This window comes from Gemmata sp. SH-PL17, assembly GCF_001610855.1.
Taxonomy (GTDB): Bacteria; Planctomycetota; Planctomycetia; order Gemmatales; family Gemmataceae; genus Gemmata; species Gemmata massiliana.
Genome location: NZ_CP011271.1, coordinates 7,195,997 through 7,221,631, shown reverse-complemented (window position 1 = coordinate 7,221,631; position 25,635 = coordinate 7,195,997). Strand labels below are relative to the sequence as shown.

At 61.9% G+C, this 25,635-nt stretch carries 31 protein-coding genes; 28 read left to right on the top strand and 3 right to left on the bottom strand.

What is annotated here, in order from left to right; genetic code table 11:
• The first annotated feature begins 36 nt into the window (after positions 1-36).
• The 23 genes from VT84_RS39070 to VT84_RS29790 all read left to right on the top strand — a co-directional run bounded on the left by VT84_RS39070 (position 37) and on the right by VT84_RS29790 (position 19,584).
• Positions 37-207 carry a hypothetical protein gene (locus tag VT84_RS39070; RefSeq protein ID WP_157469976.1) on the top strand — a complete coding sequence of 57 codons (171 nt, stop codon included), beginning with the start codon at positions 37-39 and terminating at the stop codon, positions 205-207.
• A 91-nt stretch (positions 208-298) separates the two neighbouring features.
• Positions 299-985, top strand: a complete 687-nt coding sequence (locus VT84_RS29880; RefSeq protein WP_082842089.1) for a sigma-70 family RNA polymerase sigma factor — start codon at positions 299-301, stop codon at positions 983-985.
• 14 nt (positions 986-999) lie between these two features.
• Positions 1,000-1,509, top strand: a complete 510-nt coding sequence (locus VT84_RS29875) for a dATP/dGTP diphosphohydrolase domain-containing protein (protein ID WP_082842088.1) — start codon at positions 1,000-1,002, stop codon at positions 1,507-1,509.
• Between the two features lie 68 nt (positions 1,510-1,577).
• A complete protein-coding gene (locus VT84_RS29870) occupies positions 1,578-2,228 on the top strand; it encodes a hypothetical protein (protein ID WP_082842087.1) in 651 nt (216 codons plus the stop codon).
• A gap of 553 nt (positions 2,229-2,781) precedes the next feature.
• A complete protein-coding gene (locus tag VT84_RS29865) occupies positions 2,782-3,618 on the top strand; it encodes a hypothetical protein (RefSeq protein WP_082842086.1) in 837 nt (278 codons plus the stop codon).
• A gap of 5 nt (positions 3,619-3,623) precedes the next feature.
• On the top strand, positions 3,624-4,013 hold the full coding sequence (locus VT84_RS29860) for a helix-turn-helix domain-containing protein (RefSeq protein ID WP_082842085.1): 390 nt from the start codon (positions 3,624-3,626) through the stop codon (positions 4,011-4,013).
• Between the two features lie 3 nt (positions 4,014-4,016).
• Complete coding sequence (locus VT84_RS29855; protein ID WP_082842084.1) at positions 4,017-4,196, top strand: hypothetical protein; 180 nt, start codon at positions 4,017-4,019, stop codon at positions 4,194-4,196.
• 17 nt (positions 4,197-4,213) lie between these two features.
• Positions 4,214-4,462: a hypothetical protein gene (locus tag VT84_RS29850; RefSeq protein WP_082842083.1), complete on the top strand. Its 249-nt coding sequence runs from the start codon at positions 4,214-4,216 to the stop codon at positions 4,460-4,462.
• Positions 4,459-4,662 carry a hypothetical protein gene (locus VT84_RS29845; protein ID WP_082842082.1) on the top strand — a complete coding sequence of 68 codons (204 nt, stop codon included), beginning with the start codon at positions 4,459-4,461 and terminating at the stop codon, positions 4,660-4,662. The genes VT84_RS29850 and VT84_RS29845 overlap by 4 nt, the downstream gene beginning before the upstream one ends.
• On the top strand, positions 4,659-6,164 hold the full coding sequence (locus VT84_RS29840) for a hypothetical protein (protein WP_082842081.1): 1,506 nt from the start codon (positions 4,659-4,661) through the stop codon (positions 6,162-6,164). The genes VT84_RS29845 and VT84_RS29840 overlap by 4 nt, the downstream gene beginning before the upstream one ends.
• A 12-nt stretch (positions 6,165-6,176) precedes the next feature.
• Positions 6,177-6,452: a hypothetical protein gene (locus tag VT84_RS39065; RefSeq protein WP_157469974.1), complete on the top strand. Its 276-nt coding sequence runs from the start codon at positions 6,177-6,179 to the stop codon at positions 6,450-6,452.
• Positions 6,453-6,461: 9 nt separating this feature from the next.
• Positions 6,462-6,839, top strand: coding sequence for a hypothetical protein (locus VT84_RS29835; RefSeq protein ID WP_082842080.1), 378 nt, complete (start codon positions 6,462-6,464; stop codon positions 6,837-6,839).
• Between the two features lie 2 nt (positions 6,840-6,841).
• Positions 6,842-8,035: a hypothetical protein gene (locus VT84_RS29830; protein WP_082842079.1), complete on the top strand. Its 1,194-nt coding sequence runs from the start codon at positions 6,842-6,844 to the stop codon at positions 8,033-8,035.
• A 3-nt stretch (positions 8,036-8,038) separates the two neighbouring features.
• A complete protein-coding gene (locus tag VT84_RS29825; protein ID WP_082842078.1) occupies positions 8,039-8,497 on the top strand; it encodes a hypothetical protein in 459 nt (152 codons plus the stop codon).
• A gap of 3 nt (positions 8,498-8,500) precedes the next feature.
• Positions 8,501-9,091 (top strand): hypothetical protein, encoded by a 591-nt coding sequence (locus tag VT84_RS39060; protein ID WP_157469972.1) that lies wholly within the window; start codon positions 8,501-8,503, stop codon positions 9,089-9,091.
• Positions 9,091-9,501 (top strand): hypothetical protein, encoded by a 411-nt coding sequence (locus VT84_RS29820; RefSeq protein WP_082842077.1) that lies wholly within the window; start codon positions 9,091-9,093, stop codon positions 9,499-9,501. Before VT84_RS39060 ends, VT84_RS29820 begins: the two co-directional genes overlap by 1 nt.
• Before the next feature lie 68 nt (positions 9,502-9,569).
• A complete protein-coding gene (locus tag VT84_RS29815; RefSeq protein ID WP_082842076.1) occupies positions 9,570-9,887 on the top strand; it encodes a hypothetical protein in 318 nt (105 codons plus the stop codon).
• Positions 9,888-9,908: 21 nt separating this feature from the next.
• On the top strand, positions 9,909-10,433 hold the full coding sequence (locus VT84_RS42540) for a helix-turn-helix domain-containing protein (protein WP_052552795.1): 525 nt from the start codon (positions 9,909-9,911) through the stop codon (positions 10,431-10,433).
• On the top strand, positions 10,411-10,977 hold the full coding sequence (locus VT84_RS42535; protein WP_410000365.1) for an IS630 family transposase: 567 nt from the start codon (positions 10,411-10,413) through the stop codon (positions 10,975-10,977). The genes VT84_RS42540 and VT84_RS42535 overlap by 23 nt, the downstream gene beginning before the upstream one ends.
• A 3-nt stretch (positions 10,978-10,980) precedes the next feature.
• Positions 10,981-16,659 (top strand): phage portal protein, encoded by a 5,679-nt coding sequence (locus VT84_RS29805; RefSeq protein WP_315850307.1) that lies wholly within the window; start codon positions 10,981-10,983, stop codon positions 16,657-16,659.
• 125 nt (positions 16,660-16,784) lie between these two features.
• Positions 16,785-17,774, top strand: coding sequence for a hypothetical protein (locus tag VT84_RS29800; RefSeq protein WP_082842074.1), 990 nt, complete (start codon positions 16,785-16,787; stop codon positions 17,772-17,774).
• A 56-nt stretch (positions 17,775-17,830) separates the two neighbouring features.
• Complete coding sequence (locus VT84_RS29795) at positions 17,831-18,316, top strand: hypothetical protein (protein WP_082842073.1); 486 nt, start codon at positions 17,831-17,833, stop codon at positions 18,314-18,316.
• Between the two features lie 68 nt (positions 18,317-18,384).
• On the top strand, positions 18,385-19,584 hold the full coding sequence (locus VT84_RS29790; protein ID WP_082842072.1) for a hypothetical protein: 1,200 nt from the start codon (positions 18,385-18,387) through the stop codon (positions 19,582-19,584).
• A gap of 55 nt (positions 19,585-19,639) precedes the next feature.
• Here VT84_RS29790 and VT84_RS29785 read toward each other — a convergent pair whose 3' ends face one another.
• Positions 19,640-20,866 carry a helix-turn-helix domain-containing protein gene (locus VT84_RS29785; RefSeq protein ID WP_162271888.1) on the bottom strand — a complete coding sequence of 409 codons (1,227 nt, stop codon included), beginning with the start codon at positions 20,864-20,866 and terminating at the stop codon, positions 19,640-19,642.
• Positions 20,867-21,499: 633 nt separating this feature from the next.
• On the opposite strand from VT84_RS29785, the gene VT84_RS29780 reads away from it, so the two are divergent.
• The 3 genes from VT84_RS29780 (at position 21,500) to VT84_RS29770 (ending at position 22,401) form a co-directional block, all read left to right on the top strand.
• The gene (locus tag VT84_RS29780) at positions 21,500-21,802 is read left to right on the top strand and encodes a hypothetical protein (RefSeq protein WP_082842070.1); all 303 of its coding nucleotides are present in this window, start codon (positions 21,500-21,502) and stop codon (positions 21,800-21,802) included.
• 58 nt (positions 21,803-21,860) lie between these two features.
• Positions 21,861-22,070, top strand: a complete 210-nt coding sequence (locus VT84_RS29775) for a hypothetical protein (protein WP_157469970.1) — start codon at positions 21,861-21,863, stop codon at positions 22,068-22,070.
• A 70-nt stretch (positions 22,071-22,140) separates the two neighbouring features.
• Positions 22,141-22,401, top strand: a complete 261-nt coding sequence (locus tag VT84_RS29770; RefSeq protein WP_082842068.1) for a hypothetical protein — start codon at positions 22,141-22,143, stop codon at positions 22,399-22,401.
• Positions 22,402-23,299: 898 nt separating this feature from the next.
• On the opposite strand, the gene VT84_RS39055 is transcribed toward VT84_RS29770, so the two are convergent.
• On the bottom strand, positions 23,300-23,476 hold the full coding sequence (locus VT84_RS39055; RefSeq protein WP_157469968.1) for a hypothetical protein: 177 nt from the start codon (positions 23,474-23,476) through the stop codon (positions 23,300-23,302).
• 170 nt (positions 23,477-23,646) lie between these two features.
• Here VT84_RS39055 and VT84_RS29765 point away from each other — a divergent pair, with 170 nt between their 5' ends.
• Together VT84_RS29765 and VT84_RS29760 are read left to right on the top strand one after the other, a co-directional pair.
• Positions 23,647-24,078 (top strand): helix-turn-helix domain-containing protein, encoded by a 432-nt coding sequence (locus tag VT84_RS29765; protein ID WP_255359515.1) that lies wholly within the window; start codon positions 23,647-23,649, stop codon positions 24,076-24,078.
• 187 nt (positions 24,079-24,265) lie between these two features.
• A complete protein-coding gene (locus VT84_RS29760; RefSeq protein ID WP_082842066.1) occupies positions 24,266-24,547 on the top strand; it encodes a hypothetical protein in 282 nt (93 codons plus the stop codon).
• On the opposite strand, the gene VT84_RS29755 is transcribed toward VT84_RS29760, so the two are convergent.
• Positions 24,544-25,560 carry a hypothetical protein gene (locus tag VT84_RS29755; RefSeq protein WP_082842065.1) on the bottom strand — a complete coding sequence of 339 codons (1,017 nt, stop codon included), beginning with the start codon at positions 25,558-25,560 and terminating at the stop codon, positions 24,544-24,546. The two genes, VT84_RS29760 and VT84_RS29755, sit on opposite strands and share 4 nt — an antisense overlap.
• Positions 25,561-25,635: the final 75 nt, after the last annotated feature.

The following is a 25,635-nucleotide window of genomic DNA, read 5'->3' as shown; positions in this document are numbered from 1 at the left end:
TACAATTTAGCAGCCCACCCTAAACTGGAGATTCGCATGCGTGGCGTTTCGTTCCTGACGTTCGTCGTGTTCCTCACCCTGAAATTGTGCGGCGTTGTTGATTGGTCGTGGGGCTTCATTGTGCTCCCCGCGGGCGTTCTGTTCGGCTGCGCGGCCCGCGAAGGCGAGATCGAGAAGGCACTGAATAAAGACCTGTCGAACGTGTAATTTGAAATGACATTTGCATCGCATTTCATTATTTCTTAGAGCCACATCGGGAACGATCTTCGTCGCCCTTTTCTCCTAACCGGAACCCACCATGCCGCGCAAATCCGTTCGCGACTGGTCCGACGACCCCGCAGCCGACCTGCTCACTTGCACGGGCACACCGTCGCAGCCCGGCTGCGGGCGCGGGTTTGCTGCGCTCGCTAAGCACCCGCGCACCGGCGTCCGGTGCGGTCGGGATAAGTGCCCGCACTGTGGCGTCCGACGTGCGGTCCCGGACGCGCTACACGCGACCTACACGAAGTGGTTCGGACTGGTCGCGAAGTACACGCCGGAAGCCGCGAAGAATCTCGGTGACTACGACGCCGCGTTCGACCTGATCCACGACGCTTACATCGTCGCGCTGCTCCGGTGGGTTCCCGCGCGGGCCGCGTTCTCGACGTTCGCGGTTTGGCACCTGCGGCGCGCCGCGGCCTACGCGCGGCCGACCGCTCAACAACAGTTTGAACGTTCCGTGGTAATAACCGGCCCCTCGGAAATAGAAGCCACCCCCGCGGTGGAGATTTCGGCGCTGATCGAACAGGCGACCCCGGCAGATATGTCGCGGTTGTTAAACGTGCTCCCGAAGCGGCACCGCACCGTGGTTGCGATGAAGCTCGGATTGCCCCCGCACTCGCGCGCCCACACGCACCGCGAGATCGCAACGGATCTCGGTGTTTCTCCGCAGCGATCGCAGCAGATGTACGAGCGCGCGATTTCGACCCTGCAACAGTCCTTCTAACCCGGAGTTCCCCAATGCTCGGAATCGAAGGCGTCGGCAAAGACGCGCCCACAGTTACGAACGCGACCGGCGGCAAGCAATCCGCGTCACCGTATCGCGCGGACCTGCTCCCGCCGCACGCGCTGCTCGAAGTGTCGAAGGTGCTGAAGGAAGGCGCGGACAAGTACGGCGAGAACAACTGGCACAAGATCCCCGCGGCAGACAACGTGAATCACGCCCTGGTTCACTTCTATGCCTTCCTCGCGGGCGATGCCAGCGACGCGCACCTTGAACACGCGGTGACTCGCGCGCTGTTCGCTTTGGATCAGGTTAAGAGCGGACGCGATCAACAGATGCGCAGCCGCGCGCAAGAAATGCTCCGCCCGCTCACCGTGTCAGACTTCAAACCCGGCGAGCGAGTTCGGACCAAGTACGGACACCCCGGCACTGTCATCGAATACGAGGACTGTGAGTGCGTGGGCGTTCGGTTAGACGGTTCTGGTCGCGTGTGTGGTTGGCTACCGCACACACTCGCAAAAATCTGACCCCACCACGCGGCCAATTGGCCGCGTTTCTTTTCGCCCGTCCCCTCAATCATCGTTGGAGTGTCGCCATGAGTCGGCCGGTAATCTACATCGCGGGACCGATCAGCAAAGGGGATCTGCTTCATAACGTGCGGCAAGCGGACACGGCGTTTCTCGCGCTCGTCCAGGCCGGGTTCGCGCCCATCAACCCGATGCTGAGCGTGTACGCGGGCGCGGCCAAAGGCGTGCCCGCGTACACTTACGACCCGGCGTCGGATGAAGATCGCATGACAGGGTACCGCGTCGTGGCAGAAGCGACGCGGACCAGCGCGTTGCCCATGCGACACCAAGATTGGCTTGACATCGATCTAGCGTTCGTTGAGCGATCGGACGCGGTTCTCCGACTGCCCGGCGAGAGTATCGGCGCGGCCGCGGAAGTGTCGCACGCGGAAGTGAAACAGATCCCAGTGTTTTACGACGTCGCACACGTTACCGATTGGTTCTTCGGTAACGCGAGGCGGTCGCTCTCGCACCCGTGGTTACGGCGGTTGCTTCCGCCGCGCCGGAACGGGATGTCTCACACCGACAACCAACTCTCTGGTTGGGTGCGGCGTGGGCTGGAAGACGTGGACGGGATCACGCACAAACTCACGGCCATCAAAGACGGGGGACAGTGGATGGTGCGTGACGCGGATCTGCGTTCATTCCTCGCAGCGGTAGGCAACGCGGCACGTAATTGAGTATCAACCTCGTATTCACGCGGCCGGGGCTTAGTGGCTCCGGCCGCGTCGTTTTCTGCGCGGATCAAGGCGCGAAACGCAACTGTGCATTGCTTTACGGGGGCGTTTCGCGTCGTAACATGCGTCCGTGGAATATGTTCAGGTCTGTCTGGCGCACATCAGCGGTTGCACACAACGGCCGTCGTATACCCCCGCGGAAAAACAAAATGCAGATACGTGACCGCATTGCTTTAAAAGCCGAAAATATCGATTGCTATTACTATTTATTATATGTTGTATATTGCTTTGTTTTTGTGGAGGGTGTACGGCAGCCGTTGTGTGCAACCGTTTACGCTGGCTTGAATGTAGTTAACCACTTGAAATCGTTGGCGTTTCGCGCGATTTTGGGCCGCGAAACGACTGCACAGTTACGCTTCACACCTTGAACGTCACAAGTGAAGTTGCTTTGCGACGCATTGTGCGTTGCGTTTCATTTCGATGCGATATACAATTCACACGCTCTGATACAGACGCCACGCATGCTCGCGCTGGTTCCGTCCGATCTCGGGCACGAATGACAGAGGGCTGCGAAGTGAAGATCCCGACACCGAAGCAGGCCCGCGCCGCGAAGAAGCTCGCTCCGGCGCCCGCGACGATGCCACCGAGCGTGCCGCAAGACTTCCGGCCGTTCGTGATCGACACGCCCGGCAAGTGGCTCGCGATCTTCGACATCCACGCGCCGTACCACGATATTCCGACGCTCGAACTGGCCGCCAGTTACGGGCGCCGCGAGAAGGTCGCGGGAGTGATCTTCGGGGGCGACTTCCTCGACTGTCACGACCTGAGCGACCACGACAAGGACAGCGACGCGGCCCGCTATCAGGACGAGATCCAGATTGGTGCGCAGTTGATGCGCTGGTTCCGCTCGCAGTTCCCGAAGGCGCGGCTGATCGTGAAGGAAGGGAACCACGAAGAACGGCTGCACCGTTACGTGATGCGCAACGCCCGCGCCCTGTCCGGGCTGCCCGGTGTTTCGACGCCGGAGTTTCTCGGGCTGGGCGACATCGGCGCGGAGTGGGTCGGCGACAAACGAACGATCGCGCTGGGCAAGCTCGACATCGTTCACGGCCACGAGTTCCACGGCAGCGGCGGCGTCTATCCCGCGCGCTGGTTGTGGGCGAAGACGCGGGCCGTCGTGATGTGCGGTCACTTCCATCGCACGAGCGCGTACCACGATCGCGATCTACGGGGCCGGCCCGAAGCCGCGTGGAGCGTGGGTTGCGCGTGCTACCTGCACCCGCGGTACGCGCGAAACAACTCGTGGAACCACGGGTTCGCAATGATCGAAGTTGAACCGTCGGGCCGGTTCCGTGTTGAGAACCTGCGCGTCCGCGACGGACGAATTGAGTAACGATTATGACTTCTACCGGACAACTAACGGCCGAGCGATTGATTGAAGCGCTGGCCGCGGGGAAGACTGCGACCGAAGCCGCGGCGGAAGTCGGCGTCTCGGTTTCGACCGTCTACCGCTACATGCGCGACGCCACGTTTCGCGCTTCTGTGTCGGCTCGCCGCGGTGACATGTGGGCACCGGATGCCGAGTTACTTCGCTCCGAGGTGCGGAACTCGATCCGCCGGTTGATCGCGCTTCGCGATAGCCCGCTGACTCACGATTCGACGCAACTTCGAGCGTCGATCGCGATCATCGAATTGGCGACGCAGATCAAGAAGATCACGGACGATGAACCCCGACTCGCCGCGATTGAAGACAAGCTCAACGGAACCGACGCCTCAACGGAGGCTTGAACGATGTTAGGTATCGCAATCGTGCTGGTGCTGCTCGTCGCGGTTCTCGCCGCTCGTTGCTTCGGTTTTGGTGGTAACGACCGCATCGACGACCAGTGCGAATTCAACCGACTTCGGGCCACGTGGAAAGCGGGTCGCGCGGGACCGATGGCCCCTGTGATCTTCACCGCACGGGTTCGTTAATCGCTGCCGGGTGACCCATGACCACACACGATACCGATGGCGACAGCCCGCCCGCGATCCGCGCGGCGGTTGTGTTCCTGAAGCATCTCGACATCATCCGCTGTCCGCCGTGCGACGGTGGTTACTCGCGCGACAATGGCCGCGAGCTTACTGCCGACGAGAGCGACGCGGAATCGGCGGCTCTCGACCTGCTTCGGTGTTACTTCCTCGACGCGCGCCGGTTCCTGTTTCCGGGAACGGGTGCCAGCAACGGAGACACAACGTGACTTCGCGACCCGCTTTATCGCCGCAACCGTCGCGCGGTAACAAAACGCCGCGCATTCTTCCGGACAGCGACTACAGCGTGTGGTGGCCCGAACCGCCGCACGGGTGCAACTGCGTCGATGCGTTTTGCCGCGGCGTGCTTACGGGCGCGGCCGTTGTGCTGGTGATTTTCGTGACCGCCATCGCGTTGAAGTTACTGTGAACCTCAAATCGCTCGAACGCCGTCTCGCGAAACTCGCCACGAACGAAGCGGAAGCCGCAGTCGCAGCCCGCTTCGCCGCCTACGCGAAGCGCCCCGTCGCTTACGTCGAAAAGCACCTCAAAAGCTACGTCACGCCAAAACAGCGTGAGATCCTCGAACTACTCGATAAACCGCCATACCGCGTGCTCGCGCGATCCGCGAACACGCAGGGCAAGACGTTCATCGCGGCGTCGAAGTGCTGTCACTTCTTCGATACCGAGCGACCGTCGATCACACTCGCGACCGCACCGACCGCCAAGAGCGTGACGGACCTACTGTTTAAGGAAATCCGGAGGTTGCGTCCGGGCGACAGGCAACTCGCGCCGAAAGCGCCGCGGTTGCAAGCGAGTCACGAGCACTACGTTGACGGCTACACGTCGAACAACCCTGATGCGTTCCAGGGGCGCCACGGCGCGCGGCTGGGACTCGTATTTGACGAAGCGACCGGCATCGATCCCGCGTTCTGGGCGCGCGCGGAAACGATGTTCGAGTCGCACGGCGGCCACTGGTGGCTCGCGACCTACAACCCGAACGATTCGGCTAGTCCCGCATACCTTGCGGAAGAATCCCGCGGCTGGCACGTGGTCGTCCTGTCCGCGCTCGAACACCCGAATGTCCTCGCGGAACTCAACGGCGACACACCGCCCGTTCCCGCCGCGGTGCGCCTCTCAACCGTGCTGCGCCGAATGGCCGCGGAGTGCGAGGAAACCCGCAACCCCGATCCCGCAGTAGATTTCGAGTTCCCCATAGGTTCGGGCGTCTGGTGGCACCCGAAGACGCCCGACTTTGAAGCGCAGATCATGGGCCGGTGGCCCGTCTCGCCGACGTCCGCGCTGTTCAGCCCGTTTCTCGTCGAATCGTGCTTCCGGATGCAGCGCGCAGTCGATCCGCGGTGGCAATTCGCGATGGGCTGTGACGTGGCCCGTTTCGGCGATGACAAAACCACGATCGCGCTGCGGTGCGGCCCGTGCCTATTGCGGCTCGAATCGCACTCCGGCGTTAACACGACGTGGATCGCGGACCGGCTCCGGACCGTGATCCGTGAGACGTTCGGGAAACTGGGTCTTGTTCCAGACGACTCAATGAGCGTACCAATATTTATAGATGATACCGGCGGTTACGGTGCGGGCGTGATCGATCAGGCGCACGGATACAACTTCATCGGTGTGAACAACTCCGAGAAGTCGCCCGATCCGCGGTACCCGAACACCCGGAGCTTCGTTTGGTGCGAACTGGCCGCGCTCGCGCAGGCCGGCGCGCTGGACCTGAGCCGGCTACCGCTCAATGAGCGTCAGAACATCAAGGCGGAACTGACCGCGGCCCGCTACCGAATCGATAGCGCGGGCCGGCGCGTGGTGGAACCGAAGGCACAGATTAAGGAGCGGCTAAAGCGCTCGCCCGACCGGGCCGACGCGCTCACGCTCTGTTACTACCTCGCGGCGCAGAGCGTACCGCGGTTGTGAACGGGGTGAAGCGTGACACTGGCACAGGCTCAGCACCTTCTCGCCGAATTGGTGCGGCTCAAGTCGGATGTGGAACGGTATCAGCGCGCTATGGGCGCTCTTGGTTCAGTGCCAGAGGTCCGCACCAGCGCTCACGACAAGATTGCGAATCTCGCGTACCACGCGCACCGGAGCTACGCGAGTCTCGAATATCGGCTGGCCCGGATGCTGTCGGGGCAAACGCACGATCCGTGTTCGTCCGCGCCGTCCATACCGTCCGCTCCGGGCGCCACGATGCCCCGAATCTGAGGACGAGTCATGATCGAGAACCCGGCCCTATTGAAGTTCACGAACGAGAGCGTTCGCACCACGGCGGATCTGCTCGCGGGACTGTTAACCGTGCCAACCGCCGTTCTCGACGCGGTGGTTGGGCAGGGGCTTTCGGCCACACTCGGCGCCAATGACACGGCATTGCTGCGGAGCGCGGCGTGGGAGGCGAGCGACTACACGGCGATCGGGGCCGCACAGGGTATCGCCGGGACCGACACCGGCGCCCGGGCGATGTTGACGAACCACGACGTTATCGCGCTGCTGCGCGTGCTGGTGGTTGTGAAGCAGATGATTGCGGCGAATTCCGACCTGGGGCCGTTGGTCCGGAAGATCGCCGTCAACCCCCGTCCCAACTCGGTGGTGTAGTCGTGGCGAACGCGATCAAGTACGTGGACAACGTTCTCGGATCGAACGGGAACACGGGTGACAACCCCGGTTCCGGTTCGACAGGGGCGTATGCGGACCTCGATACCGCACTCGCCGCGATTACGGGCGGCGGGAACCGGATCTGGGTGCGAAACACCGGAACCGACTACGCGAAGGCGTCGGCGGTCACGTTCCCGGCGAGCTTGAAAGGGGACACGACGGACGGCAAGAACGTGATCGAGGGGTACGCGACCACACCCGGCGCGCGGGACGGGCGCCCCACGTTCTCGTGCTCGCAATCGGGCGGGAACGTGTTCGCCCTCAACGACAACGACTTTTTCGAGTTCACGCACTTGCGGTTCACGCAGACGCACGCCACGAAGGGCGGCGCGTTCAGCCTGGCGACCTCGGCCAGCTCCCCGTTGGTGTGCCGGGATGTCGTGGTAGACGGTTGCCTCGCTCCCATTAACGCGAATATCGCGAGTGTGTTTTGGACGTGGGAGAACTGCGAGGTGCTCAACTGCACCACGACGGCGAGCCTGTTCCCGGGCTCGAACGGGGGCTTCATAAAGCTGTTCGGGTGCGACGTCCACGACTGCCCGTCTTCGGAGTTGTCCCGCGGGGGATCGTTCGGGATCGGCTATCAAGTCGAGGTCGTCAAATCGATCATCGACGGGTTGGCGGCGGGGATTAACGGGAACACCGGCGGCGCGACGCCGATCACGTGGGTTTCGCGGGACTCGATTTGGGTGGACATCACCGGAAGTGCCGTCAAGACCTCGACGACCACGGGCACGATCAGTCTCGAAATCGAGAACAGCATTTTCTACGCGATCGGTTACGGGATCGAGAACACGGCGCTAACTCAGAATATCGTGATGTCGCAAGTGCGCGTGCTGCGAAACAACGCTTACGGATCGTACACATCGGGGGCGTACACGGGCATGGGCGCCGGGTTCGGGGACTTCGCCCTGACCGCGGACCCGTTCGTGAACCGGGCCGCGAGAGACTTCACGCTGAATAACACAGCGGGCGGGGGCGCTCTGCTCCGGGGCAAGGGATTCCCGACCGCGTTCCCGTCCGGACTTACGAACAACCGCGACGTGGGCGCGCTCCAACACGCGGACAGCGGCGGCGGGACTGTGGGCGGTCCGCCGCGCGTTCTTCAGCCCAACACATGGTCCTTAGTGGGGTAACAGATGGCCGGAATTGTCGCGCACGTGAATAGCGGTGAGGTCGCGTTGGTCGCGAGCACACCAAAGACCGTTTTGCAGATCAAGGCGCCGACGAATCAGCGCGTGCTCATCAAGAGCCTGCGATTGTTCGGCAAGGCGGCGGCGGGCGGGACGGGTGTGCCGGTCAAGGTGCGGGCCACGCGCTCAACCGCGAACTTCGGCACCCTGAGCGCGGCCGCGCCCGGGAAGAACGATCCGAGCGACACGGAGACGCTCCAAGCAACGGCCGGCGCGAACGCGACTGTTGAGCCGACCACTCCCGCTGACACCGGACTGATCTGGGAAGTGCCGGACCAGTCGGGCGTGATCGAGTTCTTGCCGCCTGGGATGGAGATTCGCATTCCGGGCGGCGCGGCGCTGAACATCGAATGTACCTCGACGGGCACTCCGACCGTTGCGGTGCAGGCGACCTACGAAGAGTAACCCGTGCCCAAGACGATCGTAGCCGTTCGGCGCCGCCGACCGTTCATCGGAGAACCCCGGCGGGCGGCTGCGGTCGTTTCGGCCCGGCCCCCAGCGCGCCCGCTCGTCGTCGCCCAGATCCGCCGTACACACGTTGGACGCGGTACCATCGGGCGCCCTACGAAGCTCGCGACCCCGGTTGTGGCGAAGCGCCCGCCCGCAGTGCTCGTAGCCGCGCTCCGGCGCCCGGTCCGGCCCCCATTTCGTGGCTTCGTCGGACGGCCGACGAAGCTATCCGTCGCACCAGCCGCGACCACGATACCGCGCGTTCTTGTCGTATCTCAGCGCGCACAAGTCCTAATCATTCGCCGAGCATTTATTGGGCGACCTGCGCGCGCTGCCACCACGAAGCGGCCCCCTTCGGTACAGGTCGCCGCGCTGCGATTGGCACGGTTCGCGGGAGCCGCGCGACTGATTCGCACACCGGTCGCGAACGCGCAGCCGGCTCCCGCGACCGGGCACCGCGTGACCGTTATAGGTCGCCTCAAGAACCGTCTGAACGTCACCGGCCGGCTGTGGAACGTGGTGACCGTGATAGGAAGGGGGCAACCGTAATGTCCGCGTCACTCGTCGCAAACCCGCCGATCAAGATCCCGCGCGGGCAGGACACCACAATCCGGGTCAAAACGTTTCCCGCAACTGATATCAGCAGTTGGGGCGCGGTTTTACTCACGATCCGTGCTGATCCCAACTATCCGCGTGCGTCTTTGGTGGATGTCACTGCGGCCCGTACCGGTGACCTCGATACGAAGTCGTGGAGCGTCGCACTCACGTCTACCGCGTACACGGTCGTTGACGCCGCAAAGGGGATCTTCGATATCGCGATCCCCCGGGCCGCTGCGCTCGCACTCGAAGCGGGTACACAGCGTTACGTTCTCGACGTCTGGCGTACCGATCCGGGTTCGGAGTGGCAGGTCGTCGAGCCGACGTGGGTATCGATGTTGCCATCGATCCGCGACAATTGACATGCGATATGTGTAGCGACGCATCTCTTAGCGACATACAATATTCAAGCACACTTTGAGGCGTTGCCGTGTCCGACGTTTCTGAATTGGATCGGGAGCTTCGTCGCGCGGTCGCGGCCGAAGCGAAGCTCCGCGAAGCGACGATTGACGTTGTTCAGTCGCTCGGCTCGTGGACCTCGCGCGACCTCGCGTTCGCGGCGTCCGATGCAATGGGTGTTGCCGGCTGTGGGATCTACAGCCCGCCGCTCTATCAGGACAACACGAAAAGCGGCGAAGTCATCCCGGTCTACAAGACGGAAGGCGAGCTATTCTCAGCGTACCCTGGAGTGACACAATTTATCCTTGAGGAGCCTGGTGCTGTAGCGGAAGATCGGTGCTCACCGTAATCCGTTACCGGGAGAGGCTCCATGCGTCCCACGTACTCGTTCCCCGAGTCGGTTGTCGAAGCGATTGTGCGCGATCGGTACGGGCACCCGGACCCGCGCGTTCAGGAGCGCATGGAGATCCTGTGGCTCAAGAGCAAGAACGAGTCGCACGGGCGCATCGCCGAACTCGCCAACGTGTCCCGGTCCACGGTTCAGCGGACCTTGCACATCTTCGCGGCGAAGGGCCTCGATGGGATTCGGTCGTTCGGGTGGAAGGGACAACCCAGTGCCCTGACGCCACACGCGGCAACGATCGAACAGGAGTTCCGCAAGCACCCGCCTCACACGGCTCACGAGGCGGCGCGGCGGATCGAGGAGCTGACGGGCGTCCGACGAAAAGTGTCGCGGGTGCGCAAATTCCTCAAGGACGACCTGGGGATGAAGTGCTTGAAGGTGGCACCGATCCCGGTCCCGCCCAAGAAGACGATCGAGGAACACGCCCGAGCGCAGGCGGACTTTTTAAAAGGCGGACCTGGAACCGAAGTTGGCGGAGGCGCGGAGCGGTAAGCGGTCGGTGTACTTCGTGGATGCGTCGCACTTCGTATTGGCGTCGTTCCTGGGTTGGGTGTGGTGCTTCGTGCGGTTGCACGTGCGCGCGGCAAGTGGTCGGCAGCGGTACAACGTGCTGGGCGCGCTGAACGCGGTCACGCACGAACTGGTGACGGAGATCAACACGACGTACATCACCGCCACGTCGGTGTGCGCGTTGCTTCACACGATCGCGCGCCGGGCGGGCTCGGTGCCCGTCACGTTGGTGCTGGACAACGCCCGGTATCAGCGGTGCGTGTTGGTGCAGGACGCGGCCAAGCAGTTGGGGATCGAGCTGCTGTTCCTGCCGTCGTACTCGCCGAACCTGAACTTGATCGAGCGCCTGTGGAAGTTCGTGAAGAAGGACGTGCTCAACAGTCGGCACCATCAGGACTTCAAGAGGTTCCAGAGTGCCATCGACGGGTGCCTCGCGGATCTGCCGACCAAACATCGAGAGAAACTGGCGACTCTGTTGGCCCACAACTTCCAGACCTGGAACAATGTGTCACTCCTGGGCGCGTAAAGCATAAAGGCCATCCGGGACCGGTCGCGCGTAATGGCGGCGTACAACGAGTTCGCGATTTGCGCGCTCGAAAACCGGGTCAATTACGTCGTCGGCGAAGGGCTGAAGTACACCGCAACGGGCAAAGACCCGCGGAACGCCGCGCACCGCAAAAGTGCGGAGTGCGTGCAGCACGTTATCGAGGTGTGGGAATCGCTCAACAACCTTCCGGAGATGGAAGCAGAGGCGCTCTGGCGGCTCGACGTCGAAGGCGAATTCTTCATCCGGCGGTTTCCCGACAAGAAAGGGTTCGATCACCTTCGGTTCGTCGAACCGGAACTCGTCCGCGCACCGATCGCGAGTACGACCGACCCCGCGATGTCGTTCGGCATCGAAACCGACGCCGAAGACGTGGTGTCCGTGCGCGCGTATTGGATCGTGGACGCGCCCACACAGGACATGGCACCGACGCGCGTGGTCGCCGACGACGTGATTCACGCGAAACTCAATACGTGGAGCAGTGCGAAGCGCGGCGTGCCCACGTTCTACCCGGTCGAAGCGAACCTGAAGCGTTGCGAAGATCTGCTCGCGTCGATGACGTCGGTTGCGAAGGCGCGCGCGAAGATCGCGCTGATCCGCAAAATCACCGGGCTGACGAGTTCGACCGCGGACACGTTGCTCGCACGGCTCACGGCCGCTCGCGCGACCGACCCGAACACCGGCGAGACGCTCAACATCGAGCAACTCCGGTACGGAACAGTGCTCACCGCGTCCGGGAACACGGATTACCAGATGCCCGCGGCCAATCTCGGCGCGGGCGACATCGTGGAAGTGCTGCAAGCGGAACTGCGCGCGGTCGCGTCGCGAATGGTCATGCCGGAGTGGATGTTCACCGCGCTGGCCGATGCGAAGTTCAACAACGCTTTCATCGTCGAGGCGCCGACAACCAAGAGCTTCAAGCGGTTGCAAAAGCGGATGCGCGACGCCTTCGGGCGGATCGCGCACGGGCCGCGCGTCTCACTCCTCTGGCGCCAACTCCGGGCCGCGGTCGCCGCGGGTTTGCTGTGCGCGAACGACCTGGAAAACGTCGTCATCGGGTGCATCGGCCCGACGCTCGAAGCTCGCGACCCGCAAGGCGAAGTAACGCGGCACAAGGAAATGGTGGAAGCCGGGTTCGAGTCGAAGGAAACCGCTCAACGGTCGTTAGAACTTGACCCGGAAAAGGAAGCCCCGCAGATCGCGCGCGAAATGGCGGGGCGCGCCCGACCGACCGCCGACGCGAGTGCGGTCGCACAGACGCAGGAAGCGTTCTACGCCGGGAAACTCCCGCGGGACGCCGCAGCCGCCAACCTCATGATTCTGTTGGGGTTCACGCGCGAGCAGGCCGAAGCGCTGCTCCCCGCGTCCGACTGCGTGAAGCGAACCGACGACGGACCGCAACCCGGCGGTATGCCGGGAACGCCCGGCGCGCCCGCAATCCCGGGAGACACTCCGCCCGATAGTGGTGGCGACGTACCAGTTGGGGACGGGTCGCAGCCGGCGCCGCAAGCTCCGGAGCACGGTGCGGACGATGGGGTAATGGACGCGATCACGCGCGAAGCTATGCAAGCGCTGGGCGTTGACACCCCGGAACCGGTGCAGGAGCAGTTCCGCGAAGCGCATGCCGAAGGTGAGGTGTTTCAAGCCGGGCAGCGTTGGTACGTGGTCAAGAACGGCCACGTCCAGCCCGCACCGGCGCCGACCAGTAGCGTCGGCGCAAAATCAGGTGCGCGCAGCACCGGTAAACCGGTCGCACCCGCGGCCCCGCAAACACCACCGACACCGACCGACGCAAAAGCCGCGAACACTGTGTGGGCGAAGGTTCCGGAAGCGAAAAAGAACACCGCCGCGGCAAAGATCGCGACGGCAGCCAAAGCCGCAAAGGATAAAGAGCTTCTTGCAAAAGCGGCTGTGTGGGCTGACAAGATGGCGGCTAAACATGCGGACGCGGTGGCGAAGAAACTGAACGTCTCGCCCACGCTCGCGCGCTACTTGCTCGCGAACGCAATCAAGTCGCTGTGCGCGAAGGCCGTCAAGACCGGCGGCGCGGCCACGATGGACCTCGACACGTCCGGTTCGTTGGGCGGGGGCAAGATCAAGCTCGGCGTGAAGGTGAAGCCGCGCGAGGCGTTTGACCCCAACGAAGCGCGCGACGCCGCGGGGCAGTGGACCGCCGACGGTGGCACGTTGACGAGCGACCCGGCGGACTACGAACAGACGGTACACATCGGCGGTTGGGGCGGTGCGAAGGTACGGCCCGCCAAGCGGCCGGACGGGTCGTGGGGCTGGAAGCGCCAGGGCAAAGGGTACTCGCCTACCGAACAGTTGACCGCGGAGCAAAAGGACTCAAAGGGGTATTTCACCGAAGACGGGTGGTTCTATCTCGACCGCGATCAGACGCCCGGTGCGCGGTGGAAGGCGGGGTACGCGCCAAAGCTGGCGAGCGTGCATCCGCTCATCCGCGCCGCTCTCGAACCGGACGCCCACGGTATTGACTGGCGCCCGACATCGGCCGTTCCGGAAGACTTCTACATCGAACAAACGGCCGCGGCCCCGTCCGGCGCGCTGGTGCTGCGCGAGGCGGGATTCACCGGCGTTGTGACCGCGACGAACGGTGTCACCTACCACTACGTCGACGGAAAGCGCGTCGCAGCCGCGGCGCACGAAGATCACGTCACGAAAGGCGGGCAACCGTCGCCCGTCATCAAGGCGCCCGACGCGAACCAGTTCGCGGACATCATCCATTTAGTGGGCGATCACTACGTGAAGGGCGAAGCCGACTGGAAGGCCGCGGGGAAGGCGATCGACAAGGTTCTGAAGAAGTACGGGGGTGGACAGGCGGAATGGGACAAACTCGCGGCCCAATTCGGGTTCGATACCGGCGGTAAAAAGTCCGTCGGCGCGCTCCTCAACGCCATCAAATCGCACTTCGACGCGCACGGCGTTGACGAATCGAAAGTCGTCGCGGCAAAGGGAGAGGCAGCGGCCGAACCCGCGCCGCAATCCGCACCTGAAAGCGCGCCACAAGCGACGTCCGAAGCGGCGCCGCAAGTCACACCCGAAGAGACGGTCAACGAGCTAAAAACGTACTTGAACAGCACGGTTCTATCGCCGGCTGAAGCAAAAGACGCCATACATCACGCCCTGTACGACGCCATCGTTGCCGGGCACGACGGCGCCGCGCTGATGGCGCAGGCGCTCGGCGTACCGAGCATCGATACATCGAACCTGAACGCGCTTCTGGACTCGCATTTTGCGAACAAGGCCACCGCGACCGAATCACCAGAAACCGCGGAACCAGATGCGCCCGAATCGCCGGAACAGGCCGCGGAGCCGGAAACACCTGCGGCACCGAACGCGGACGCGCCCGAACTCGGCTCGCGCGACGGTTACAAACCGGCCACGTTCGACCCGGCCGCGGCGCCCGTGAAGGATTACACGGGTAAATCGCCGCAGGAAATTGACCCGACGTGGAAGGTCAACCCGAACCCCGCGAAGCAGGCTTACGGCGGCGTGTTGGTGCGCACCGACCCCGCGACCGGCAAGACGCAAGTGCTACTCCGGAAACCCACGGGTAACTTTGACGGCTACGTGTGGACATGGCCGAAGGGGAAGTTAACGGACGCGCAGAAAACGCACCCGGACGCGCAGACGGCCGCGCTCGCGGAAGTCGCAGAAGAGACGGGGCACAAGGGCGAAATCATCGACCACGTCCCCGGCGTGTTCAAGAGCGACGGCAGCACGACGAATGCGTTCTTCCTGATGAAGTCCGCGGGCGAAGATCCCTCGTTGATGGACAAGGAAACCGCGGAAACGCAGTGGGTCGACATCGATAAGGCGCACGAGTTAATCGAACAAACGACTAAGGCCGCGGGCAAGAAACGCGACTTGGAGATCCTCGAAGCGGCGAAAGCGAAGCTCGGCAGCGCGGACGATCCGAAAATCAACGCCGCAGCGGACGACCTGAAAGCGGCCGTTCACGCGCTCGCTGAACAAGGCGCGTCGCCGGAGCAAGTCGCGGCCACGTTCAAACAGAAGTTGAGCGGTTTTCACCCGCACGCGGTCGCCGCGATCGCATCCAAGACAATCACGAGCGGTGATCCCGCGGACCTGATCCCGAAAGCGGTCGATTTCGTCACGGAGCACAAGGGATTGCCCGTGTTGGCGAATATCAAGAACGTGAAACCGATCGGGAAAGGTTCTACCGGCGCGAAGATCGGCACAACGGCGAGCGGCGCGAAGGTCGTCATCAAAGACGGCGGCGGGAAGCCGCACGGTCAGGAGCAAGTCGGCAACGAAGTTGCGGCCGACAAGATCTATCAGTTGCTTGGCGCCAACATCGCGAAGTCGAAAGTCGAAACGAAGGACGGGGTCAAGCACAAGGTCGCGCAGTGGGTCGAGGGCGAATCGCTCAACACCTATTTGAATAATGCCACACCGGAACAAGCGGGCGCGGTCAAAAAGGAAATCCAGAAGCAGTTCGTCGCAACCGCGCTGCTCGGTAATTGGGACGTCGCGGGGCAGACACTCGACAACATCAAGGTGTCGCCGGACGGGAAGCCGTACCTCATCGACAACGGCGGATCGTTCGACATTAGCGCGAACGCCACGAAGAAGGGCGGGACACAGAAGCCGTTCGCCGCGGACAGCGTGCCGGAACTGGCAACGCTGCTCGATTCCGCGAAGGCGCCACAAGCCGCGTCGGTGTTCGCGGGCATCTCGAAAGACGAAATCGTCTCGCAGATCAACGACGTGGTCGCGAAGAAAGACGCGATTCTGACCGCGACCCCGACCGCGCACAAAGCGGCGATGGCGAAGCGAATCGAGTACCTCGCGACGTGGGCGGCGAAGGACGGGAAACCGAACGCGGTGAAGGTCGACGGGGGCGCACACGGCGACATTTGGCTGAACCCGAAGCCGGGCGTCCACGTTCACCGGAACCACCTCGCGAAAGACATCGGTTCCCCGGAAACGGTCGATTACATCAACCACATCGACCCGCACGAGTACCAAGCGATCCGAAAGTACACGGGTAACAGCTACGCGGCTCTAAACTCGGCACTCTACGCGAAAAAGCCGCTCGACGCGCACTCACAGGAAGTGGACGATGGGCTTCAGGGTACGTTCGCGAAGGCCGCGACGTTCCCGCCGAAGACGCTTGTGCGGATGATGAACAGTCCCGGCCCGAAGTTCCTGGACGTGCTACAGCGGGCGATGGCCAGCGACCGGCCGATTAAGTGGCGCAATTACCAGAGCGCGGGGCCGGGGGGCACGTTCGGTAAGCACAGAAACATGAAAATCACGTTCGAGAACGTCACGGAAGGTGCGATCGACGTGGAACCGCTGACGTCGGTTCCCGGTGAACACGAATTGCTGCTCAACCGCGGCACCTTCTACAAGGTGAAGTCCGTTACCGAAAACAAAGGCAAGGTTCACGTCGTCATGACCCAGATCCCGAAAACTGTCGCCGAAACCGGACACTACCTGGAAGCCGCAGCACCCGTGTCGGATGGCCCCGCGGTAACCGGGACGCCGGGCGATCCGCCCGCACAGAAAGACCCGGACCGGGAATGGACCGCGGAAGAACTGGCCGCACGTGCGAAGCAGAAGGATGACGAGTTCGCCGCGCAGTTCGTCGCCAACATGACCGCGCATCACGGCTGATCGAATCACCCCGGAACCCGGCCACACGCGCCGGGTTCCTGCTATCCCATTACCTCGCTATTGTTTCCCGTCCGAATTCGATCGTACACTTTAACGAACAGTTATTCGTTGCGTGGTGCGGTCGCGTGGAAATCACCCTCCGAGAATCTCTGACCGTCGGCAGCATCGGGCGCGTGGACCGGGCCGCGAACACGATTCGTGACGTTCGTGTGTGCGGGCTGCGGAGCACGAACGGGCGCCGGTACAGCGCCGGCGCGCTTCGCAACGCAAAGCAACTTTACGAGGGCGCCCGCGCGTTTTTTAATCACCCGGACGGCGAGAGCAACACGCGCAAGTTCGGGGACCGCATCGGGCGCCTCGTGAACGTTCGCGAGGCCGATGACGGCGGGTTGATCGCGGACCTGAAGTACAACCCGAAACACCGGGACGCCGAAGCGTTCCTTTGGCTTGCGGAACACGATCCCGCGGGTATGGGGTTGAGTCACAACGCCGAAGGGCGCGGCGTCCGCCAGGGCGACGGCGAGATTCTCGTTGAAGAGATCACGAAGGTTCACTCCGTCGATATCGTCGACAACCCGGCCACCAATCTCAGTCTTTTTGAACAGGACACCAGCATGGACCCGGTAGTTGATCCCGCGGCCGGCGCGAGCGGTTCGGGCGGGGGCGACGTGAACGACAAGCTCGCCGCGCTCGCGGCCGACTTCGCCAAGCACCCGGAGTGGGACAAGAAGACGAAGATCACGAAACTGAAAGCGCTCATCAACCTGATGGAAGACGGCGACGCGGACGCGAAGGGCGCCGACGACGAAATGTCCGAAGGCGAAATGATGGAGCAACTCGGTGCGTTCCGCAGCCCGGCCGTGCGCCGCGCCCGCGCGCAACTGCTCGTCGAGAGCCGCCGTCGGCTCGCAAGCGAAAAGGGACTCGCGGGGGATCTGGTCACTGGCGTGTTCCTCGAACAACTCGCGGCCGTGCCGGAGGCGACCGCGCTGAAGCTGATCGAAGATCGGCGCGGGGTCGCGACCGTAGCGAAGGCCACGGCACCGAAGTCTACCCAACAGGTCGTAGCCGTGGAGAAGACCGCCGCCGAGATCGCGGCCGAAATCAACTGGTAAGCGTTCGCGGCGCCGCGAACCGCTCAACGTCCGTCCGAACGACACAGGTAACAACCATGCCGGTTCCGCAGTACATCGAAGGCGAAACGCGCCCCCGTAAGGTCGCGATCGCAACCGCGAAGCTCGTCGATAAGGGCGATCTCGTCGGTATGAACGCCGGTACGCTCGTGCGCGCCGAAGACGAGACGTGGACGACCGACCTCGCGACCACACAGAGTAACTTCCGCGCGCGGTTCGCTGGTGTGGCCGCGCAGTCGAAGCTCAGTACCACCAACCCCCGCGTCTTCGGCAACAGCCAAGACAACGTAATCATGGTGAACACGTCGGGCGTGTTCGAGTTCGACTGCGCGAGCGCGACGTTTGAGGTCGGCGACTTCGTGGGGCCGGCAAAGGACACCGGGAACGCGCTGCTCAGTGACCGGGTGGTTGCGGTCGGGGCCGAAGCCAACGCGATCGGGCGCGTCGCCGAGCGCGGCACCGCGATCACCCGCGTAAAGGTCGAAACCCTAAGCGTGCTCGCGCCGGCCGCGCGCCAATCGTGATGACATCTTAATCGCGACGCAATTCGTTGCGATATTTCCTTCACAGCGAACACAACGGAGATGCGACCGTGGCTCGAATCGGACTGAAGTTGCGCGAAGTGATGGCGGGGAAGCCCGCCCGCGAGGGCGCGAAACTGGCTACGGACGTGCTCCGCGAGGGCATCAAGTCCGGGCGCATTTCGCGCGACGACATCTCGTTGCGCGAAATGGCACATTCGCTGATCGGCGACGATTGGGAATCGCACCTGCGGAACTATACCGGCCGGTTGCGCGAAGCGGTCGACGCCGTGGACTCGTCCGGGTTCTCGCCGATCACCGGGCAACTGCTCGTGGACGAGATCAAGGAAAAGTACAAGCTCGCGACGTTCGTGACGGACAAGATGTTCCGCACGATCAAGGTGACGAACGGGAACCTGGGCACGCAGGTCGTGCCGTACCTGACGGACACGATCGACGACCCGGGTATCGTGCAACAGGGGCAGAACTACCCGGCGACGCAGTTCAACGGGCAGTACATCACGCTCCCAGCGCCGGAGAAGTTCGGCCGCATCTGCCGCGTGACGTTCGAGATGATCTACAGCGATCTGACGCGACAGGTCATGGACAGCGCGTCGAGCGTCGGCAAGCGCGTCGGGCTGTGGGTCGAAAAGAAGCGGCTCCGCGTCGCGCTGGGACTGGACAACAACCACGTTTGGAACGGGACCGCGTTCAACACGTACCTGACCGCGGGTAGCTGGGTTAACGCGCTGACGGACTTCACGCTCGTGGACTGGACGTCGATTAACCGGTTGGAGCAACTGTTCGCGAACATGCTCGACCCGGTACTGAACGAGCCGATCGAAATCGACGGCGCGCAGATGCTCGTGCTGCCCGCGCTGAAGTACACCGCGAAGCGCGTTCTAAACGCGACGGAAGTGTTGTCCGGTAACATCACGAGCGGCGCCGGTAACCAGATCGTGAGCGCGAACCCGCTCGACGGCAACTACGAACTGATGTCGTCCAAACACGCGCGCCGGCAACTGCGGACCTACGGGGCCGGTACCTTCACGACCGATCCGATAGCCGATTCGCTGGTTCTATTCGGCTCGTTCAAGGAAGCGTTCGCGTGGCGGGAGGTGTTCGCGCCGCAGTTCGTGCAAGCGCCGCCGCAGGCGCCCGCGGAGTTCGAGCAAGACGTCGTACTCCAAGCGAAAGCGAACGTGTACGGTGTCGCCTGCGTGACCGAACCCCGCAAGGTGATCCGCGCTTACAACTCCAGCGCGACGTGAGAAGATCGGAATAACAACTTGTGGCCGCGAAGATCGATCTTCGCGGCCACTTCATTCATCTCGGAGATATACTCACGATATCCACGAGTTCATAATTACACGTTTTTTTGATTTCAGCAAGAAGTCGGGTTACCTCTTCCGCCGACGCATCCCCGACAGAACAATTCAATACAATTACAATTGTTTTATTTTTCCTGCTTGTGCAGATGCCCGTCGTGTTGTACTCGCGTGTCATCAAGTTGCCGGCCGCATCGTACTCGTACTTCACCGAGTTACCCGCAACGTTGGCAAAAATTCTTCCCTCTACTCTGCGCGTGTTAAGAGGTGGGGTACTATCGCCATCGACGTCACCGGAAGCGACTCTCAGGGGGTAGGTAAGTTCACTTGCTGCATCGAGAGGGGGCGTTGCAGTGGCGAGACGGTTGTTTGCGTCATAGGTGTAGCGCTTGGTGCGGTTCGTGCCGGTCGCCGCAGTTGAAAACAACGGTTCGTCAGTTTTTTCGGAACCCGATCCGGCATCTTCGCCAGCGTTATCAGTGTCTACCCACATCTCAATGCGAGGAACTCCACCAAAGATATTTATTCTCGGCGATGCTATGTGGTCGAGAGCATCAGTAGGAATAAACATCTTGCCAGCTTCCGCATCTGTAACGTGAACCTGACCAGGAAACAGCCTGCCAAATCCACCATCTGTAAGGTGAATCCGCTGCCGGACGGGTTTCGTAAAGCGAACGTCGCCCCGGCTCGACACGTGAACGTGAAAGGTTGGCATTGCTCCTAACACAACGCTCACTTCGACCGGCCGCGCGAGTGAGGTCAGAGCTAATTTGTTGACCGAGGGATATCGCGGGACTTCAAAATACAAATGGGAGCGGAAACCGCCGCCATCAAGGGCCAAATGAAACGGCGACTTGGATAATTTGTTCCAGTGGTGATAAATCGGCAGCCATGCCGCAGCGTCGTTGGCAACTTGGTTAAAATGTTCCGGCGCCGGAAGCGAAGAACTGTATTCAATTTGCGTCGCATGCGATTGGACCGGTACTGGTTGCGACGGCTGCGGTTGCGACTTCACCGCCTTAAACGCATCTGTAGCAACACCAAGCGCCTCCGCCAATTTCTGCACAGTTTCCCAACCGGGTTCGCGCTTCCCTCCCTCAAGGCGAGCAATTGCGTTCGGGAGCAGGCCGGTAAGTTCCCCCAGCTTGGCTTGTGTAAAGCCCGCGGTGTTACGAATTTCCTTTAACCGCAGACCAAACGTCGGATCGATTCGTTTTCTTGGCACGGTTGTTTCGCTTTGCCGCGAGCGGATTCACCAACTGGTGAAGTGAAAATATCACCAGTTGGTGAATCCGCTCGCCAAAAGGCATTGACATCACCAACTGGTGAAGTAACATGCCTGCGGCGGTCTTCTTAACGGCAGTTCAACCGACGATTTGCGATGCCACTCACGTTCGTCGATTGTCCCCCTAACATGAGGGATTCGTCTGTGACTTTATCTCCTTTTGCAACCGCGGTCAATGTCGCGAACCCCGGACCACACGCCGTGATCTGCGACGGTGCCCTCATGTTTATCTACCCAACGTACCTCGAAGCGATCGACCGGGCGGCGGATCTTGAAACCCCCAAATCCCCCGTGTCTGTCGTGCGAGTCGATCTTCGCAACGTCACGCTGGAGCTTGAGGCTAATCGCATCGCATCATGAGTCGCAATGCGATCCGCATCGCGGTTTCGTGACGCCAATTGGTCGAACGATCACCGCCCATGCGACCGGGCGTGGTTACTTCGGCTTGCAGTTGATTACTGCGATGGCATCTGTTGATACGCACGTCTGATCGAACATACAATCCTGTAGCGTGATATCGCCCGGCGACGAACCGGGCGATACCGCACCGCTCAACCCCTACAGGATTCCCCAATGCCGAGAGTGACCGATATTCGCGAAGCCGTGGCCGGCGCGGGTGCGCCGCTGGCGGAGCCGGAAGAAAAGCCCGCAGTCACCGAAGAGAAGCCCGGACGTGCTACCAAACCTAAGCCTGCGCCCACCGAAGACGAGAACGACGAAGCCGGCCCGCTGAAGAAGTACCGCGTGGAACTGACGCACCTACCCGCGCGCGAAGTCGAGGCGTTCGACCGACTCGACGCGATCGAACGCTACAAGACGCAGATGGGCGTGATTTCGACCCCGCACAATTTCACAGTGCAACGTTCCAAGTCGTGATACACGGGCGCCGCGGTGAGTTGGGGGCCGCGGCGCCCCGTTTCTTTTCGGGTGTGCTGTGGACATCGCAACTGAACTACGAACTGTGCTCGAAAACTTCGTGACCGCGCTGAAGCTCGCGAGCGCGGCGCCAAAGCCCACGTACAGCATCGACGGGCAAAGCGTGTCGTGGGGCGAGTACCTGAAGATGCTTCAAGAGGGCATCAAAGCCACATCGGAACTGCTCGGGACGTTTGACCCGGTGGAAGTGCGGACGTCGATCATTTGAAGCGCGAAAACCCGCGCCATCGCGGGGTTTCGTCGTTGACCGTCACAGGTTCGCCCGTTACCGTCTCGACATGTCTAAGCAACGCCCCCTCGACATCGAAGATGACGATCGCCCACGGCCGCACTCCCGACCCGCGTTACCACCGCCGGGTGCAGTTGCAGCCGGGTTCTTCAACCTTGCGAAATGGTTCGCGCTCGGTGCCGCGGCCATGCTCGCGGCTGTAGCGATCACACAGGGCGCGGTTTGGGCCAGTGCCTTCGCGGGACTGGCGTGCTTCGTCGCAATCGTCGCCCGCATCCTACAGGCCGAAGAACACATTCGACGACGCTAATGCTGTGTTGGGGTTTGCAGTCCTCGCCCCCCTCGGCTCTAATGTCCGCGGCTTCATCGCCCGCCCGGTGACAGGGGCGTTAGGCGACACCAGTAAGAGTCGCAAACTCGAACGAATCAGTAGCCGCTGTCATGGGGTAAGGCGTGAGTACCCTGCGGCCGGGCGGTCGCGACCACGTCTGTCGAAGCGCGCCACACCCTGGAGCGGCTCCGACCTCTGCCCGACGGCCGGGCACAAGGGGCAACCTAGCCGTCTATTCAATTTGGCCGCGGTGATCGCCGCGGAGGGGTGTACTACGACCCAACGGGGTACATTCTGTAAACGCAACTTCAATTCGGCCGCGACTCGCGCCGCGGAGATACCCCAACCATCTGGAACCGCGACTTGTCCGGCTCGATCATGCTTCAATTCGGCCGCGGCTTGCACCGCGGAGATACCTTGCTGCCCCGGCGATCATCCACGATTACCACGCGGCTTCAATTCGGCGGGGTTTGCACCCCGGAGATACTCAAGAATGCTTCGGGTCCAACACCGAGCGCTTGAGCGCTTCAATTCGGCCGTGAGTTGCCCCACGGAGATACGAAACTGACCCTCGAAGTGGTCGATGCGAAGACCGGCTTCAATTCGGCCGTGAGTTGCCCCACGGAGATACCGGCTGACCGAGCTTGTAAACGGTGCCTTCAAACGGGCTTCAATTCGGCCGTGAGTTGCCCCACGGAGATACTGCGAACACTCAATCACTTGGTCCGATCTACACTTCCGCTCCATTGCGCGAGCAGGCCGCCCACACGCTGCACTAACCCACGTTTTCAAAGACCTTTCGCAGCTATGTCCCGTTCACCACTGACGCACTCGCGATGCGATACAAAATATATCGCGATCGGATGCGAATCAAATGTCAGTTATGCAGATCGACAGGCACCACAACCGCGGTGCAGCCGACCGATTCGAGGTCGCACGCCCGATCCGCGGCTTCAAGGTAGGTGGGATACTGGAACAACAGCACCCCGTCGCAAATGACAGCGTGGGGACCGGGGTGGGCCGCGTTGACCGTTTCGGTGAAGGAAGTTAACATGGGTGCGAGTCCCGAGGGAGTTGAGGATTCGTCGCAACGGGTAACAGCCAATTGCGGCGAGTGGTAGACACCACCGAGCCACCGTGGATGCAGCATACCCATCATATATGACTGGTGTCAATCCATATTTGATGGGTTTTGCACGGTGAGCGCAATCGAAATCGAATGCGGTGAGCAAATCGAAAGAAACAGCAAGTGGGTTTGGGGCGCGACTGCGGGCTATCCGCGAATCGCGGATGATGACGCAAGAGCAACTCGCGGCATTGGTTGGGATCTCGTACCAATCTCTCGCAAGGTACGAGCGAGGGGCGGTCGAACCAACGTGGCCGAAAGTGCTCCAACTTGCGAAAGCGCTGGATGTTAGCCCCGAAGCATTCACAACGGCCGAAGATCAACCGGCCCCACTGGAACCGATCGCTGAAACTGACGTGATGCACGCGATGCCTGCAACTGTCTCGCCGGTCCAGCACGTAGACCTAGAGATTACGATTAACCGGAAGTTCGACTCATACACCGAAGAAGATCAACGCAAACTCATGGAGGCGATCGCCAGACTGCTGGAGATCGACGGAATCAAAGTGACGTCGCGGAAAAAAGGCTGAGTCTCAGCGGTGGTGGCGTCGCAACGCACTATGCAACTCAATACGCAATCGCCGATTAGAATTTGATCCGTTCCACCTCGCGCGGTAATCTCGCTGGGTCCGTTCGGCCCAAAGGGAACCGCTCATGTATTGTTTTAGCGTAAGAACGATATCTACACTTCTGGTAGCCACCCTCTTTGGAGCTACCATGCCAGAAACTCCCGCCGCAGACACCGAGAGACTGACCCTCGAAGTGGTCGACGCAAAGGGAAAAGTTCTTCGCACCGTAGAAGGTGTCGAAGCGACGCGCGTCGAGAAGAAAGACGGTGCAATTGGTTTCGTGCTGAAAACAACCACGTTGAAGGGCGAGCGCCCGGAAGCGGGTTGGCGCCTCGTGGACGCCAACAAAGACACATGGACCATTAAACGCGCGGCACGGGGCGGACAGGGCGAATCGTGGAGTGCGTCGTGCGAGAAAAAGAAACCCTAGCTCACCTTAAACAAGTCGTTCAAATCGATTGAATTGTAGATCGACACCCCGTCGTCGAGCACGTCGGCGGGTTGAACGCCGCTACCCGGTTTGCCCACGAAGTAGAAGCCGCTGTTCGTGTGGGTAGTCGGGTCCATGAAGTACACCCAATTCCAGCCCGACGGCTTGAAGCTGAACTCGAATGTGACGTCCCACTCGAAGCCGTCACCGAGCGGGGACCGGCGCCGAACGGGTTTGATGCCGGAGAACAGCACGCACCCTTGCGGCATGCCGAACATTTCGGCCGAGTTGATCTTCCCCAAGAACGGGTCGTCGCCTTCGTCGCTACCAAACACCCGCTGCCACAACGCACTTCCGGGCGCCCACACTTCATCGGGCAACCGCCACCACGTCACACTCACCACCGCGGACGGCATGATCTTGCCAACGTTCATCGGGATCGACTGACCGTTCGGGGCCGCGGCCGTGCCGCGCTGCCACACGAAGGCGGCGCCCGGTAGCTGTAGGTACTCGCCCGAAACGTCGTACTGATCCGTGGAGCAGTACCGTGCGACCTCGCCGTTTACGATGACCTGTTCGTCGTCGTCGGGTAAATTGGGGAATGGCATTGACTCGTATTGGAAAACTAGCTCCGCGTTCTCGAACTCGTTGATTTGCGCGGCGCTGAACTCATAGCCGATATCGGGATCAGGATCGATCGGCACCGCGTTATCGATCCATCGGTGGCCGCGGATCGACGTGCATTTCGTGCAGATCAGCCCCGGGAAATTCGGGTGAACCTGCGCGGGCAACCGCGAGAGCTTCAACGTACCCGAGTCATCCCATACGATCGCGTGCCCCAGCATCCATTTCACAACTTCGCCGCGGTGCTCCCATTTACAGAAAAACGTTCGCTCCGCGTGCGAGCTAGACCCCTCGAACGTTTCGACCGGGCTTCCCCCGTCGCGAACTCCGCGTTCCCGAATTTCCCACGTCGCGATCGTCGCTGCGTCCGGCGGCTCGATAGCTGGCATGTCGGTCCCTCACGTCACATGTAACATCGCCACGCGGATTGTAAGTACGACCGGCGTCCTCAAAACAACGACGCT

Coding starts and splice junctions, on each gene's coding strand:
- VT84_RS39070 (WP_157469976.1), top strand. CDS start 37: ATGCGTGGCGTTTCGTTCCTGACGTTCGTCGTGTTCCTCACCCTGAAA.
- VT84_RS29880 (WP_082842089.1), top strand. CDS start 299: ATGCCGCGCAAATCCGTTCGCGACTGGTCCGACGACCCCGCAGCCGAC.
- VT84_RS29875 (WP_082842088.1), top strand. CDS start 1,000: ATGCTCGGAATCGAAGGCGTCGGCAAAGACGCGCCCACAGTTACGAAC.
- VT84_RS29870 (WP_082842087.1), top strand. CDS start 1,578: ATGAGTCGGCCGGTAATCTACATCGCGGGACCGATCAGCAAAGGGGAT.
- VT84_RS29865 (WP_082842086.1), top strand. CDS start 2,782: ATGACAGAGGGCTGCGAAGTGAAGATCCCGACACCGAAGCAGGCCCGC.
- VT84_RS29860 (WP_082842085.1), top strand. CDS start 3,624: ATGACTTCTACCGGACAACTAACGGCCGAGCGATTGATTGAAGCGCTG.
- VT84_RS29855 (WP_082842084.1), top strand. CDS start 4,017: ATGTTAGGTATCGCAATCGTGCTGGTGCTGCTCGTCGCGGTTCTCGCC.
- VT84_RS29850 (WP_082842083.1), top strand. CDS start 4,214: ATGACCACACACGATACCGATGGCGACAGCCCGCCCGCGATCCGCGCG.
- VT84_RS29835 (WP_082842080.1), top strand. CDS start 6,462: ATGATCGAGAACCCGGCCCTATTGAAGTTCACGAACGAGAGCGTTCGC.
- VT84_RS29825 (WP_082842078.1), top strand. CDS start 8,039: ATGGCCGGAATTGTCGCGCACGTGAATAGCGGTGAGGTCGCGTTGGTC.
- VT84_RS29820 (WP_082842077.1), top strand. CDS start 9,091: ATGTCCGCGTCACTCGTCGCAAACCCGCCGATCAAGATCCCGCGCGGG.
- VT84_RS42540 (WP_052552795.1), top strand. CDS start 9,909: ATGCGTCCCACGTACTCGTTCCCCGAGTCGGTTGTCGAAGCGATTGTG.
- VT84_RS29795 (WP_082842073.1), top strand. CDS start 17,831: ATGCCGGTTCCGCAGTACATCGAAGGCGAAACGCGCCCCCGTAAGGTC.
- VT84_RS29780 (WP_082842070.1), top strand. CDS start 21,500: ATGCCGAGAGTGACCGATATTCGCGAAGCCGTGGCCGGCGCGGGTGCG.
- VT84_RS29770 (WP_082842068.1), top strand. CDS start 22,141: ATGTCTAAGCAACGCCCCCTCGACATCGAAGATGACGATCGCCCACGG.
- VT84_RS39055 (WP_157469968.1), bottom strand. CDS start 23,476: ATGTTAACTTCCTTCACCGAAACGGTCAACGCGGCCCACCCCGGTCCC.
- VT84_RS29760 (WP_082842066.1), top strand. CDS start 24,266: ATGCCAGAAACTCCCGCCGCAGACACCGAGAGACTGACCCTCGAAGTG.
- VT84_RS29755 (WP_082842065.1), bottom strand. CDS start 25,560: ATGCCAGCTATCGAGCCGCCGGACGCAGCGACGATCGCGACGTGGGAA.